The 14,116-nt window shown below is 72.5% G+C and carries 11 protein-coding genes and 1 pseudogene; all 12 read left to right on the forward strand.

Features of this window, described 5'->3' with window-relative positions; all coding sequences use genetic code 11:
• The first annotated feature begins 136 nt into the window (after positions 1–136).
• The 12 genes and pseudogenes from pdxS to secF all read left to right on the forward strand — a co-directional run bounded on the left by pdxS (position 137) and on the right by secF (position 14,065).
• Entirely contained in the window at positions 137–1,069 is a 933-nt protein-coding gene (gene pdxS / locus CXR44_RS11175) for a pyridoxal 5'-phosphate synthase lyase subunit PdxS (protein WP_101785442.1), read from the forward strand.
• Between the two features lie 144 nt (positions 1,070–1,213).
• Positions 1,214–2,923, forward strand: a complete 1,710-nt coding sequence (locus CXR44_RS11180) for an alkaline phosphatase D family protein (RefSeq protein WP_101785182.1) — start codon at positions 1,214–1,216, stop codon at positions 2,921–2,923.
• A gap of 97 nt (positions 2,924–3,020) precedes the next feature.
• The gene (gene pdxT, locus CXR44_RS11185) at positions 3,021–3,599 is read left to right on the forward strand and encodes a pyridoxal 5'-phosphate synthase glutaminase subunit PdxT (RefSeq protein ID WP_144069925.1); all 579 of its coding nucleotides are present in this window, start codon (positions 3,021–3,023) and stop codon (positions 3,597–3,599) included.
• 3 nt (positions 3,600–3,602) lie between these two features.
• On the forward strand, positions 3,603–4,355 hold the full coding sequence (locus CXR44_RS11190) for a YebC/PmpR family DNA-binding transcriptional regulator (protein ID WP_101785184.1): 753 nt from the start codon (positions 3,603–3,605) through the stop codon (positions 4,353–4,355).
• Between the two features lie 70 nt (positions 4,356–4,425).
• Entirely contained in the window at positions 4,426–6,165 is a 1,740-nt protein-coding gene (locus CXR44_RS11195; protein WP_144069926.1) for a sugar ABC transporter permease, read from the forward strand.
• Positions 6,166–6,177: 12 nt separating this feature from the next.
• Positions 6,178–7,389, forward strand: coding sequence for a GNAT family N-acetyltransferase (locus CXR44_RS11200; protein ID WP_245899064.1), 1,212 nt, complete (start codon positions 6,178–6,180; stop codon positions 7,387–7,389).
• 216 nt (positions 7,390–7,605) lie between these two features.
• Positions 7,606–8,100 (forward strand): annotated as a pseudogene (gene ruvC / locus CXR44_RS11205) (crossover junction endodeoxyribonuclease RuvC); the annotation flags it as partial.
• A 416-nt stretch (positions 8,101–8,516) separates the two neighbouring features.
• The gene (gene ruvA / locus CXR44_RS11210) at positions 8,517–9,137 is read left to right on the forward strand and encodes a Holliday junction branch migration protein RuvA (protein WP_101785188.1); all 621 of its coding nucleotides are present in this window, start codon (positions 8,517–8,519) and stop codon (positions 9,135–9,137) included.
• Positions 9,138–9,525: 388 nt separating this feature from the next.
• Complete coding sequence (gene ruvB / locus CXR44_RS11220; RefSeq protein ID WP_101785192.1) at positions 9,526–10,557, forward strand: Holliday junction branch migration DNA helicase RuvB; 1,032 nt, start codon at positions 9,526–9,528, stop codon at positions 10,555–10,557.
• A 212-nt stretch (positions 10,558–10,769) separates the two neighbouring features.
• Positions 10,770–11,168 carry a preprotein translocase subunit YajC gene (yajC, locus tag CXR44_RS11225; RefSeq protein ID WP_245899065.1) on the forward strand — a complete coding sequence of 133 codons (399 nt, stop codon included), beginning with the start codon at positions 10,770–10,772 and terminating at the stop codon, positions 11,166–11,168.
• 127 nt (positions 11,169–11,295) lie between these two features.
• On the forward strand, positions 11,296–13,083 hold the full coding sequence (gene secD / locus CXR44_RS11230; protein WP_180903326.1) for a protein translocase subunit SecD: 1,788 nt from the start codon (positions 11,296–11,298) through the stop codon (positions 13,081–13,083).
• 1 nt (position 13,084) lies between these two features.
• Complete coding sequence (gene secF / locus CXR44_RS11235; RefSeq protein WP_101785194.1) at positions 13,085–14,065, forward strand: protein translocase subunit SecF; 981 nt, start codon at positions 13,085–13,087, stop codon at positions 14,063–14,065.
• Positions 14,066–14,116: the final 51 nt, after the last annotated feature.

Genomic DNA, 14,116 nt, shown 5'->3' on the forward strand with positions numbered 1-14,116 from the left:
TGATAACTGACAGCATGCCGGAGGAGAGGCAGCCGGACCGGCCACCCGCACGTGCGCGCGACGACGTCCGCCACGCGACGGGGGCGCGGGTGCGGCGGGCTCGACCGATGAGGCCGATGAGTTCGTGAGGAAGACCGTGTCCAGCAGCACGCCCGAAGCCCCGTCCACCACCGCCCCCGCGCCGGGCGCCGTCACCGGTACGGCCCGAGTCAAGCGCGGCATGGCCGAGATGCTCAAGGGCGGCGTCATCATGGACGTCGTCACCCCCGACCAGGCCAAGATCGCCGAAGACGCCGGCGCCGTCGCCGTCATGGCCCTGGAGCGCGTGCCCGCCGACATCCGCGCGCAGGGCGGCGTCTCGCGGATGAGCGACCCCGACATGATCGACGGCATCGTCAACGCCGTCTCCATCCCCGTCATGGCCAAGGCCCGCATCGGCCACTTCGTCGAGGCCCAGGTGCTCCAGTCGCTCGGCGTCGACTACATCGACGAGTCCGAGGTGCTCACCCCGGCCGACTACGCCAACCACATCGACAAGTGGCAGTTCACCGTGCCGTTCGTGTGCGGCGCCACCAACCTCGGCGAGGCCCTGCGCCGCATCACCGAGGGCGCGGCCATGATCCGCTCCAAGGGTGAGGCCGGCACCGGCGACGTCTCCAACGCCGTCACGCACATGCGCACCATCCGCGGCGAGCTCAAGCGGCTCACCTCGCTGCCCGAGGACGAGCTGTACGTCGCCGCCAAGGAGCTGCAGGCTCCGTACGAGCTGGTCGCCGAGGTGGCCAGGACCGGCAAGCTGCCCGTCGTGCTCTTCACCGCCGGCGGCATCGCCACCCCGGCCGACGCCGCGATGATGATGCAGCTCGGCGCCGAGGGCGTCTTCGTCGGCTCGGGCATCTTCAAGTCGGGCGACCCCGCCAAGCGGGCCGCCGCCATCGTCAAGGCCACCACCTTCCACGACGACCCCGACGTGATCGCCAAGGTCTCCCGCGGGCTGGGCGAGGCCATGGTCGGCATCAACGTCGACGAGATCCCGCAGCCGCACCGCCTCGCCGAGCGGGGCTGGTAGCAGGCACGCCTTCTGGCGAAAAACACCGACAAGGGCGACATCCGCCAAGGATGTCGCCTTTTTCGTGTCGAATGATATTCACGGGCCGGTCATGAAACTCCGTCAGGCTACGGGACGACTCTCCCTACGCCCCAGGAGCCCCCCATGTCCCAGTTCAACCGGCGGCACTTCCTCGTCACCGGGCTGGCAGCCGGCGCCGCCGCGGCCCTGCCCGCCACGGCGGCACAGGCCGAGCCCACCCCCGGCGCCACCAGTGGCCCCGCCGATCCCGCCGCCGAGACCGCGCACAGCCTCGCCGCGCGCGGCCTGCGCACCGACCCGTTCACGCTCGGCGTCGCCTCCGGCGACCCCGACCACGGCGGCTTCGTGCTCTGGACCCGGCTCGCCCAGCAGCCGCTCGCCGAGGACGGCCTCGGCGGCATGCCGCAGCGCCCGTTCCCCGTCCAGTGGCAGGTGTACGCCGACGAGCGCGCCCGCCGTGTGGTGCGCGCCGGGGTGGCCGTCGCCGCCCCCGAGTGGGGCCACAGCGTGCACGTCGAGGTGGACGGCCTGAGCTCCGACCGCGACTACTGGTACCGCTTCCGCGTCGGCCCGTACCTGTCGCCCCTGGGCCGGGCCAGGACCGCGCCGCACCCCCTGTCGTACGGCGGGGCGCTGTCGATGGCGTTCGTCTCCTGCGCCCAGTACGAGCACGGCCACTTCACCTCCTACCGCAGGCTCGCCGAGGAGCACCCCGACCTGGTGCTCCATCTCGGCGACTACCAGTACGAGTACACCCGGGACACCTACACCATCCCCGGCGGCAACGTCCGCCACCACGAGGGCCCGGAGACCGAGACCCTCGCCGGCTACCGCCAGCGTCACGCCCAGTACAAGACCGACCCCGACCTGCAGGCCGCGCACGCCGCCGCGCCGTGGCTGGTCGTCTGGGACGACCACGAGCTCGACAACAACTGGGCCGACGAGGTGCCCGAGAAGCCCCAGGTGCCGCAGCCGAACTTCCTGTCCCGCCGCGAGGCCGCCTTCCGGGCCTACTACGAGAACATGCCGCTGCGCCGCACCTCCATCCCGCGCGGCATCGACATGCAGCTCTACCGGCGCGTCAGGTGGGGCAGGATGGCCACCTTCCACATGCTCGACACCCGCCAGTACCGCGACGACCAGGGCTGCGGCGACGGCTACCGCGACTGCCCCGCCGCCGTCGACCCGGCCCGGTCCATCACCGGGGCCGAGCAGGAGGCGTGGCTGCTCGACGGCTTCCGCCATTCCCGGGCCCAGTGGGACATCCTCGGCCAGCAGGTGTTCTTCGCCCAGCGCGACAACAACGCCGGACCCGTCAAGGTCACCAGCCAGGACGCCTGGGACGGCTACGTCGCCTCCCGCCGCCGCATCACCCAGGGCTGGATGGACGCCGGCGTGCGCAACCCCGTCGTGCTCACCGGCGACGTGCACGCCCACTGGGCCGCCGACCTCAAGCTCGACTACGACGACCCGACGGGCCCCACGGTCGGCTCCGAGCTGGTCACCACGTCCATCACGACCGGCGGCGACGGCGCCGACTCCGACCCGGCGACGCACCCGTTCCTCAAGATCAACCCGCACCTGAGGTTCTACAACAACCAGCGCGGCTACGTCCTGACCACCATCGACCGCGACCGGCTCACCGCCGACTTCAAGGTGGTGCCCCACGTGCGGACGCCCGGCTCCGGCGTCCACACCCGGGCCACGTACGTCATCGAGGACCGAGTGCCGGGCGTCCAGCAGACCTACCTGCGCCCGCTCGACCCCGCGCTGCGCGCCCTGCCCGGCATCACGGCCGAGGACACCGTCCGCCTGGAGACCGAGCGCCCCTGACGTTCACCTCCACGTCACCCGGGCACCTGAAGGAAGACTCCGTGCTGTTCTGGTGTTGAATGGTCGGCGACCCCGGCACCAGAACGGAAGGATCACCGTGCCCACGATCGGTGTACTCGCGCTCCAGGGAGACGTGCGCGAGCACGCGCGCATGCTCCAGGAGGCCGGCGCGACGGCCGTCCCCGTGCGCCGGCCGGCCGAGCTGGAGGCCGTCGACGGGCTCGTCATCCCCGGCGGCGAGTCGACCACCATGTGGAAGCTCGCCGAGACCTTCGAGCTGCTCCAGCCCCTGCGGATGCGCGTCAAGGAGGGCATGCCCGCCTACGGCTCCTGCGCCGGCATGATCATGCTGGCCGACCGGATCGAGGACGGCATCGCCGGCCAGCAGACCGTCGGCGGCATCGACATGGTCGTCAGGCGCAACGCCTTCGGCCGCCAGGTCGACTCCTTCGAGTCCGACCTCGACTTCGCGGGAGAGCGGGTGCACGCCGTGTTCATCCGCGCTCCCTGGGTCGAGTCCGTCGGCGCGGACGTCGAAGTGCTGGGCAGGGCCGAGCCTGGGGATAGGATCGTCGCGGTCCGCCAAGGGCCACTGCTCGCGACCTCGTTCCACCCCGAGCTGACCGGGGACACGCGCGTGCACCGTTACTTCGTAGACATGCTGAGGGAGCTCTAGGTAATGTCCGGCCACTCCAAATGGGCGACGACGAAGCACAAGAAGGCCGCGCTCGACGCCAAGCGCGGCAAGTTGTTCGCGAAGCTCATCAAGAACATCGAAGTGGCGGCCAGGACCGGTGGCCCCGACCCCGATGCCAACCCCACCCTCTTCGACGCCATCTACAAGGCCAAGAAGAACTCCGTGCCCAACGACAACATCGAGCGGGCGCGCAAGCGGGGCGGCGGCCTGGAGGCCGGCGGCGCCGACTACCAGACCATCATGTACGAGGGCTACGCGCCGGGCGGCGTCGCCGTGCTCATCGAGTGCCTCACCGACAACCGCAACCGCGCCGCCTCCGAGGTGCGCGTCGCGCTGACCCGCAACGGCGGGTCGCTGGCCGACCCCGGCTCGGTGTCCTACATGTTCAACCGCAAGGGCGTCGTCATCGTGCCGAAGAACGGCCTCGACGAGGACACCGTGCTCATGGCCGTCCTCGACGCGGGCGCCGAGGAGGTCAACGACCTCGGCGACGGCTTCGAGGTCGTCTGCGAGGCAGGCGACCTGGTGCCGGTGCGCAAGGCGCTGCAGGACGCGGGCATCGACTACGACTCGGCCGAGTCCAGCTTCCTGCCCACGATGAGCGTGCCGCTCGACGAGGACGGCGCCCGCAAGGTGTTCCGGCTCGTCGAGGCCCTGGAGGACAGCGACGACGTGCAGAACGTCTGGGCCAACTTCGACGTCTCCGACGAGGTCATGGAGAAGCTCGACGCCTGAGGCGACACGCCACGGCAACAGATGGTTGTTCCGTGGCAGGGCGGCGGCAGGCCGCGTAGGGTCGGGCGACGTGATCTCCCCCATCCCTCCTCGACCCCCGTCCCCCCCGCTGGGCTGGCTGCTCCTCATGCCCGCCGCCGCGGGCACGCTGATCTCCCTGGTGCTCCCCAGCGTCCAGACGGTCCTGCTCAGCTTCGAATCGGGCGGGGCCCTGACGCCCAGCACCCCCGCGGGTCTCGCCAACTACGACCGCGTCCTCGGCGCGGACGGCCCTTACTGGGCCGCGCTGGGCTTCTCGCTGTCCCTGGTGCTGCTGCCGCTGCTCGTCGCCCTGGTCGCCGGGCCGCTGCTGGCCCTCGCCCTCGACCGGGCGGGCGGCCTCGTGCGGCGGGCCGGCGCCGTCGTGCTGTGGCTGTCGCTGATCGTGTTCTCGCCCACCGCCGTGGCCGCCTCGTGGCTGCGCGGGCTGCGGGCCGACGAGCCGGGCCTGACGTCGCTGGCGAGGTCACTCGGCGACCCCGCCACCGCGCCCGGCGCGCTGCGGCTGATCGTCGCCGCCGCGACCTTCGGCGTGGTGTGCGCCCTGGCGGTGACGGCGTTCCTGCCGGCGCTGCGCGGCGGCGCCCCCGGCCGGGCCGTCCTGGCGGTGGCGGGCGTCGTCGCCCTCGCGATACCGGCGGCCGGGCTGCAGGCGTTCACCATCGGCGTCGCGCTGACGCGCGGCGGTCCGCGCGGCGCCACCCGCACGCTCGCCGGGCTGCAGTACGACTACGGGTTCGTCGCCGCCCAGCCCGGCATGGGCGCCGCGGTGGCCACGGTCACCGGGGTCGTCCTGGGCCTCCTGGGGGTGGCCGCGGCGATCGTCGTGGTGGCGAGCCGCATGCGCCTGTCGATCACCCCGCGCCGGGCGGACCTCCCGCCCGCCGCCGACGACGCCACGGCGCCCGGCGGTCCACGCGAGATCAGCGGCATCGCGAAGTCCGGCGGCATCGCGAAGACCGGCAGTGTCGCCACGGCCGGCAGTGTCGCCAGGACCGGCGGCGCCGCCAAGGCCGGTTCGCCGGTCGCGGTCGCGTTGGGCGTGGCCGCCCTGGTGGTCGCCGTCGCCGTCACCCTCGTGCTCACCTGGCCCTGGCTGTCCGCCCTCACCGAGCCCGCCACCTCCACGGGCGCCGGGCTGCGCACCCACGTCAACACCTGGGTGCCCGCCCTCATCGGCGCCGTGATCTCCGTGGGCACCGCCTACCTCGCCGCCCTCGGCATCGGCGGCCTGCGCCCGCTCGGCCGCCGCAGCGAGTGGCTGCTGCTGCCGTTCGCCCCCTGGCTGTTCGTCGGCGTCGGCCCGCTCAGCGTCGCCGGTTGGAGCAACTTCCGCGGCATGCGCCTGCTCGACACGTTCCTCGTGCTCGTCCAGCCGTTCCTCGTCAGCGTCCCGGCGCTGTTCGTGCTCACCCTGCTGTGCAAGGGGCTGGCCGAGCGGACCGACCGCGACCTCCTCAGCGGGGTGGTCCTGCCGTCGCTGCCCATGGCCGGGGTCCTGACCGGCGCGGTCACCCTGGTCAACGCCCAGGACGTCCTGTGGCCCCTGCTGGTCACCCACGACCGCGAGCTGGCCACCGCCCCCGTCGTCCAGATGCTCCAGCTCACCCAGTTCGGCAGGGCCGCGGCCGACGTCGCCCTGACCACCCCGCTGCCCGTCGTGGCGATCGCCCTGCTCGCCGTGGTCACGGCCCAGATCCTCCACCTCGACCGGCTGACGCTCACCGTGGGAGGCGAAAGTCGTTCGCCTGTCCCGGAGACTTCTGCATAGGGTTGTCCGACTGTGGAGATTCGCGACCTGACCCCTGACGACATCGACGACATCCTCGACCTGCGCAAGCGGTCGTTCGGCCCGGTGTCCGCCGCCGACGCCGAACGGTGGCGGCGGGCGGCCGCCCCCGTGATGGCCGAAGGCCGCTACCTCGGCGTGCTCGACGGCGACCGCCTGGCCGCCAGCGCCCGCGTCCGGGCATTCACCCAGTGGTGGCACGGCAGGCCCCAGCCGATGGCCGGCGTCGCCGGGGTCACGGTCAACCCCGAGTACCGCGGCAGGGGCGTCGGCACCCGGCTCATGCGCGCCGTCGTCGAGCGGGCCGCCGAGCTGGGCGACGCCGTCTCGGCGCTGTATCCGGCCACCACCCCCATCTACCGCGCGGCGGGCTACGAGCACGCAGGCGCCCAGCACCTGACGACCCTGCGCGCCGAGGCACTGCGCTCCATCCGGCCCACCGCCCCGGTGAAGCTGCGCCGGATGGGCCCCGCCGACGCCGCCGACGTCGTCTCCGTCCTGCACCGCGTCCACGGCGCCGCCCGCGCCTCCGGACCCGTCTCGTGGGACGAGCGCACCTGGGCGCTGTGGCTGGCCGAGGAGGACGACTTCCTCTACCTGGCCGAGGACGGCTACCTGGTCTACCAGTGGGACGGCGACGACATCCGCGTCGTCAACCTCGTCGCCGGCTCCGAGGCGACCGCCCGCGCGCTGTGGTCGATGGTCGGCTCCTCGTCCTCGATCGCCGAGCACGTCACCGCGCCCCTCGCGCCGGACGACCCGGTGCTGTGGCTGACCCGCGAGCGCTCCAAGGACAAGGTCACGGACATCAGGTGGATGTTCCGGGTGGTGGACCTGGCGGCGGCCGTGGCCCGCAGGGGCTACCCGGCCGGAGTCGCCCTCGACGCGACGGTCGAGGTGACCGATCCGCTGCGGCCCGGCAACACCGGCCGCTGGCGGCTCCAGGTCTCCGGGGGCGACGGCGCGGCGACCCTCCTGGAGGCCGCCACACCGGCCACTGACGGCATGGCGACCGGCGCCGCGACTCCGGTGCCCGCCGACCCCTCCGGGAGCCCCAGGCTCACGATCAACGGCTTCTCGGCCCTGTACGCCGGCATCCCCACGGCCACCCTGCGCCTCGGCGGCCTCCTGTCCGGCGACGACCGCCACGACGAGGCCCTCGACTCGGCCTTCGCCGCCCGGCCGTACATGCTGGACTACTTCTGACACCGGCGGAACGCCGCTCGCCGGGCCACCTCCCGGCGAAACCCCCGAGGCCCGGGGCGTTTCGCGATGCGTGGTCCGTCCGGCCGGGGTAGAGTCTCGTGCCGAACACCTGTTCGGCGCGACCCCGGTGTCGCGCCGCCGCCGGAGCCGTCCGGTGGCGACAGGCACGACGCCGGCCGGCCGGAGGGCCGGCCGGGCACGGGCGGAGGCGGGCGAGTGCGGGTGCTGGGCGTCGATCCGGGGCTGACCCGATGCGGTGTGGGCGCGGTCGAGGGCCGCCCCGGCGCGCCGCTGGCGCTGGTCGCCGTCGGCGTGGTCCGCACGGGCGCCGACGAGGAGCTGGGCGCCCGGCTGGTGGGCATCGAGGCCGGCATCGAGCGCTGGCTCGACGAGGTGCGGCCCGACGCCGTGGCGGTCGAGCGGGTCTTCAGCCAGCACAACGTCCGCACCGTCATGGGCACCGCCCAGGCCGCCGGCATCGCGGTCCTGTGCGCCGCCCGGCGCGGGCTGCCCGTCGCCCTGCACACCCCGTCGGAGGTCAAGGCCGCCATCACCGGCAGCGGCACCGCAGACAAGAAGCAGATCGGCGCCATGGTGACCCGGCTGCTGCGCCTCACCGAGATGCCCAGACCCGCCGACGCCGCCGACGCCCTCGCCCTGGCCATCTGCCACGTCTGGCGAGGAGGTCCCCAGCACCGCCTCGCCGAGGCCGTCGCCGCAGCCAAGGCGCGTTCCAGGACCGTCACCGCGCAGGGCCGTCGTCCGGCGCCCACGACGGGTCCTGCGACGGGTCCTGCGACAGGCACCGCGACCGGTCGCGCGACGGGTCCTGCGACGGCCAGAGCGACGGGCCCCACGACAGACCCCACGACGGGCGGCGCGACGGGGGGCGCACCTGACGGTCAGGGCGGCGACCCGGCGGGCATGACCGGAAGCCTGCCCCCTCCGTCGCGAGACGCGGCGGAATCGCGCGGCGGCCGGGCCCGCACTCCCGGAAGGCCGTGAGGCGCCGTGGTCGCGCCGTCCGCGGGGATCGTGCCAGGCTGGGACGGCCACGCCGCGATGGCATCGCACGGAAGGGGACGTGACACTGTGGCCACACCGCTCATCCGGAAGGACCTGACACTGTGATCGCTTCAGTGGCCGGGCGGGTGGCGGCCGTCGCCCCCGACGGCGCGGTGATCGAGGTCGGCGGGGTCGGCATCCTCACCCACTGCACCCCCGGCACGCTCGCCCGGCTCAAGGTGGGCGAGGACGCGCGCCTGTCGACGTCGCTCGTGGTCCGCGAGGAGTCCCTCACCCTCTACGGGTTCGCCACCGACGACGAGCGGGCCGTCTTCGAGCTGCTCCAGACCGCCAGCGGCGTCGGCCCCAAGCTGGCCCTTGCCATGCTCGCCGTGCACACGCCCCACGCGTTGCGCGTCGCCGTGGCCGCCGCCGACCTGAAGGCCCTCACCAAGGTGCCCGGCATCGGCCAGAAGGGCGCCCAGCGCATCGTCCTGGAGCTCAAGGACCGCCTCGGCGCCCCCGTGGGGGCAGTCGACGCCGCGCTCGACGGCGACCGCGGGGTGGAGCTCTGGCGCGAGCAGGTGCATTCGGGCCTCGTGGGCCTCGGCTACTCCGCCAAGGACGCCGACGAGGCCGTCGCCGCCGTCGAGCACGAGGCCGAGGCCGATCTGTCGGCCGGCCGTTCCCCGCGCGTGGCCGCCCTCCTCAAGTCCGCCCTGCGTTCCCTCAGCGTCCGATGACCGCCCCGCCGACCGTCGCACGGACCGCCCCGGCGGTCGCGTCACAGGTCTCCCCGCCGACCGGCGCACGGACCGCTCCGCCGACCGGCTCACGGACCGCCTCGCCGACCGGCGCACGGGCGGCCCTGGCCGGAGCGCTGCGGGCCGCCCTGGCCGGAGCGCTGCGGGCCGCCCTGGCCGGAGCGTCGCGGGCCGTCCCGCCCGGCGTGCCGGAGGGCGGGCGGGGCCGCACCCGTCCGGCGGCGGGGTGCCGTACGCTCGCAGGGCCCCCGGGCCGCCGCCCCCGCGCGGCGGCGCGCCCCCGCCGGGACACGCGCGGACACGCCCGGCCGCGAGGCCCCGAGGACGCCCGGCAAGGCAACCGGAGAGACACGCGGAAGGACGAGACGTGAGCCTGGAGCGGGACCTGGTGTCCCCCGACGCCGAGGGCGACGAGCTGCAGATCGAGGCCGCCCTGCGGCCCAAGCGGCTGGGCGAGTTCATCGGCCAGGGCCGGGTGCGCGAGCAGCTGTCGCTGGTGCTGGAGAGCGCCATGCGGCGCAACCGCCCACCCGACCACGTGCTCATGAGCGGCTCGCCGGGGCTCGGCAAGACCACCCTCGCCATGATCATCGCGGCCGAGCTGGGCGCCCCGCTGCGCATCACCTCGGGGCCCGCGCTCGAACGGGCCGGCGACCTCGCGGCCATCCTGTCCACCCTCGCCGAGGGCGAGGTGCTGTTCATCGACGAGATCCACCGGATGGCGCGCCCGGCCGAGGAGATGCTCTACCTCGCCATGGAGGACTTCCGCGTCGACATCGTCGTCGGCAAGGGCCCCGGCGCCACCGCCATCCCGCTCGACATCGCGCCGTTCACCCTCGTCGGCGCCACCACGCGCGCCGGGCTGCTGCCCGCGCCGCTGCGCGACCGGTTCGGCTTCACCGCCCACATGGACTTCTACGAGGTGGCGGAGCTCGAACAGGTGCTCCAGCGGTCGGCCAGGCTGCTCGGCCTGACGCTGCCCGCCGAGGGCGCCCACGAGATCGCCCGCCGCTCGCGCGGCACCCCGCGCATCGCCAACCGGCTGCTGCGCCGGGTCCGCGACTTCGCCGACGTCCGCGCCGACGGCGTCATCGACCGCGACATCGCCTCCGCCGCCCTCGACCTGTACGAGGTCGACGCCGAAGGGCTCGACCGGCTCGACAGGGCGGTCCTCGGCGTGCTGCTGCGCAAGTTCGGCGGCGGGCCGGTGGGCCTGTCGACGCTCGCGGTGGCGGTGGGGGAGGAGCCGGAGACGGTCGAGGTGGTCGCCGAGCCGTTCCTCGTCCGGCAGGGACTCCTGGCCCGGACCCCGCGCGGCCGGGTCGCCACCGCGGCGGCCTGGCACCATCTCGGTATGACGCCGCCACCGGATGCGTTCGGAGCGGCACTTTTCGACTGATTACAGAACGGTTGCAACCGTTTCGAATAGGGAACTTCTCCGCGCGCCGAAACGCTGCCTCGTTGCCGCGTTTCGCAACAAGCGCCTACACTCCGTGGCTTGGCTGGCTGTGTAGGCTGATGGGCTGAGCGGCGCGGCCCCGACGCTACGCGTGGAATTTCCGGCGCGAGGCCGGTGTCAACCTCTTGAACGACTTTGGAAGGTCGCCTCTCATGGAGCAACTCGGAAGTATCCTGCCGCTGATTCTTCTGGTGGTGGTGTTCTACTTCCTGCTGATTCGCCCGCAGCGCAAGCGGCAGCAGGAGGCGGTCAAGATGCAGAACAGCCTCACTCCCGGCACCCGGGTGATGACCACGACCGGCCTGTTCGCCACCGTGGTCGCCGTCGACAACGAGGACGTGGTCCTCGAGGTCGCCCCCGGCATCGAGACCCGCTGGGTGAAGGCCGCGATCGGCCGCGTGGTGACGCCGGGCGAGCCCGAGGCGGCGGCCGACGAGACCGCCGGTGAGAGCACGGACCTGGCCGCGGACCAGCCGGCGGCCGGTGAGACCGGTGGCAAGGACGACGACACCGCGGAGCGCAACGACGGACACGACACCAGGAAGTCCTGACTAGGCTCTGCGACAAACCTCTATCCGAAAGAACAGACGACCAGTGGCCCGACCGACCAGCAGCCACAGTAAGCCGGGGCGGACGCTCCTGCTGCTCCTGGCGCTCATCCTCGCCCTGGGCGGGACGATGTTCCTGCAGAAGGCGTTCACGCCGAAGCTGGGACTCGACCTCGCCGGCGGCACGACGGTGACACTCTCACCCGTGACTCAGAACGGTGCGGCTCCCCCCGAGGAGATCCTGGACCGCGCGGTCAACATCATCCGCGACCGGGTCAACGGCACCGGCATCTCCGACGCGGAGGTCGCCAAGTCCGGCGACAACATCATCATCTCCATCCCGGGCGTCGGGCAGAGCGAGGCCATCAAGCTGGTCGCGACCACGGCGGAGCTGCGTTTCCGCCAGGTGCTCGCCATGGAGGCCACGCAGCTTCCGCAGGAGCTCACCACGCAGCCGGCGACACCCAGCGCCGCTCCGTCGGGCTCCGCGTCGCCCGAGCCGGCGGCCTCGCCGTCGAAGTCGGCACGTACGGAGCCGTCGAGCCCCCGGTCACCCGCCGCGGGCACGCCCAGCGCCTCCCCGACGGGCAAGGCCCTGTCGTCGGCGCTGACCGCGCAGGCGCCCGATCCCACGCCGACGGCCACCCGCGCCCGGCAGGACGCCAAGCAGCAGGACCCGAAGCAGCAGGACCCGAAGCAGCAGGACCCGAAGCAGAAGCAGCCCGAGGACCAGCAGACCGGGCAGAAGCGGGGTCAGGACGCCAAGGCCACCCCCACCCCGAGCCCGACGGCCACGCCGCAGCAGCAGGACCCCGGCGTCAACACCGAGGGCGTCGACCCGGCGGTGCTCAAGCAGTTCAACAGCCTCGACTGCGCCAACCCGAAGAGCCGCGGCCAGGGCGTCCAGGACGACCCCAACAAGCAGTACGCCGCGTGTGAGAGCGACGGCAGCTTCAAGTACGTGCTCGACGTCGCCAAGGTCGTCGGCACCGACATCGACACCGCCTCGGCCGGTGTGCGCCAGGGCAGCACCGAGTGGGTGGTCCAGCTCGACTTCAAGAGCAAGGGCGCGGGCGAGTGGAGCAAGCTCACCTCGGCGGCCTTCAACTCGCAGGAGCCGCGCAACAAGGTCGCCGTCGTCCTCGACGGCGTCGTGATCACCGCCCCCAACATCATCAGCCCGATCCCGGGCGGCCGGGCCGAGATCACCGGCGGCTTCGACCAGAAGAGCGCCACCGACCTGGCCGAGCAGCTCAAGTACGGCGCGCTGCCGCTCAAGTTCGAGCGCAGCTCGATCGACACCGTCTCCTCCACGCTGGGCCAGGACCAGCTGATGGGCGGCCTGATCTCCGGCATCATCGGCCTGGCGCTCGTGGTCGTCTACTGCCTGCTCTACTACCGCGGCCTCGGCATCGTGGCCGTGCTGAGCCTCGTCGTCGCCTCGATCCTCACCTACCTGGCCGTCGTCGTGCTCGGTCACAACGCCGGGTTCCGGCTGTCGCTGCCGCACATCATCGGCCTGGTGGTCTCGATCGGCATCACCGCCGACTCCTTCATCGTCTACTTCGAGCGCATCCGCGACGAGATGAAGGAGGGGCGGCGGACGCTGCGCGCGGCCGTCGAGGTGGCCTGGGTCCGCGCCCGGCGCACGATCCTGATCGCCGACGCCGTCATGTTCATCGCCGCGGTCGTGCTCTACGCCCTCGCGGTGGGCGGTGTCGCCGGGTTCGCGTTCGCCATGGGCCTGACCACGCTGATCGACATCGTCGTGGTGTTCATGTTCACCAAGCCGTTCATCGCGCTGCTGGCGAGGCTGAAGTTCTTCGCCAAGGGACACCCGCTGTCCGGCATCGACGCCGAACGCATGAGCGTGCAGCCGACCGGCTCGAGCCGCCCGACCACCCCGCAGGAGGCCTGACATGGGACTGGGGCGTCGCCTCTACCGAGGCGAGATCGATGTCGACTTCGTCGGCAAGTGGAAGCTCTGGTACGGCCTGTCCGGCTTCCTGCTGATCGTCTCCCTCGCCGGGTTGCTGATCAACGGGCTCAACCTCGGCGTCGAGTTCAAGGGCGGGTCGGTCTTCTCGTTCAAGGCGCCGACCGCCACCATCGAGCAGGTCCGTGAGGGCTTCCGCGACCAGGGCGTGCACCAGCCGATCGTGCAGACGGCCGGTGACCGCTGGCGGGTCACCACCGAGACCCTGCCCGAGAACACCAGCCTCGCCGTCCAGAACGCCATCGCCAAGGACTACAACGTCCCGGTCAGCCAGGTCGACGTCCAGTCGATCGGCGCGTCCTGGGGCGGTGAGGTGTCGCAGAAGGCCTGGATCGGCCTGGGCGTCTTCATGCTCGCGATCATCCTCTACCTGTCGATGGCGTTCGAGCCGAAGATGGCGCTGGCCGCGATCGTCGCGCTGCTGCACGACCTCGTCATCACCGCCGGCGTCTACGCCTGGTCCGGTTTCGAGGTCACCCCGGCCACCCTGCTGGGCTTCCTGACCATCCTCGGTTACTCGCTCTACGACGCGGTCGTGGTGTTCGACATGATCAAGGAGGTCACGGCCAAGCTGGGCACCACGTCCAAGCAGACCTACTCGATGGCGGCCAACAACGCGCTCAACCACACGCTGATCCGATCGCTCAACACCTCGCTGGTCGCGATCCTGCCCGTGGCGGCGATCCTGTTCATCGGCACCACCGTGCTCGGCGCGGGCACGCTGAAGGACCTGTCGCTCTCGCTGTTCGTCGGCATGATCGTCGGCACCTACTCCTCGCTGTGCGTGGCCACGCCGCTGCTGGTCACCCTCAAGGAGCGGGAGCCGAAGTACCAGGCCATCGCCAAGCGCCTGGCCTCGCAGAGCGGCAAGGGCGCCAAGAGCGCCGCCGTGGCCAAGGGCTGAACCACAGACCAGGGCGTTGCAGGGCGGGGGGGGGCCCGGGGGGGCGCCCCC

It is taken from the genome of Nonomuraea indica, from assembly GCF_002850745.1.
Taxonomy (GTDB): Bacteria; Actinomycetota; Actinomycetes; order Streptosporangiales; family Streptosporangiaceae; genus Nonomuraea; species Nonomuraea indica.

What these genes read in the sequence shown, in the direction of transcription:
- CXR44_RS11180 (WP_101785182.1), top strand. Translation starts at nt 1,214, where the DNA reads ATGTCCCAGTTCAACCGGCGGCACTTCCTCGTCACCGGGCTGGCAGCC.
- CXR44_RS11190 (WP_101785184.1), top strand. Translation starts at nt 3,603, where the DNA reads ATGTCCGGCCACTCCAAATGGGCGACGACGAAGCACAAGAAGGCCGCG.
- yajC (WP_245899065.1), top strand. Translation starts at nt 10,770, where the DNA reads ATGGAGCAACTCGGAAGTATCCTGCCGCTGATTCTTCTGGTGGTGGTG.
- secD (WP_180903326.1), top strand. Translation starts at nt 11,296, where the DNA reads ATGTTCCTGCAGAAGGCGTTCACGCCGAAGCTGGGACTCGACCTCGCC.
- secF (WP_101785194.1), top strand. Translation starts at nt 13,085, where the DNA reads ATGGGACTGGGGCGTCGCCTCTACCGAGGCGAGATCGATGTCGACTTC.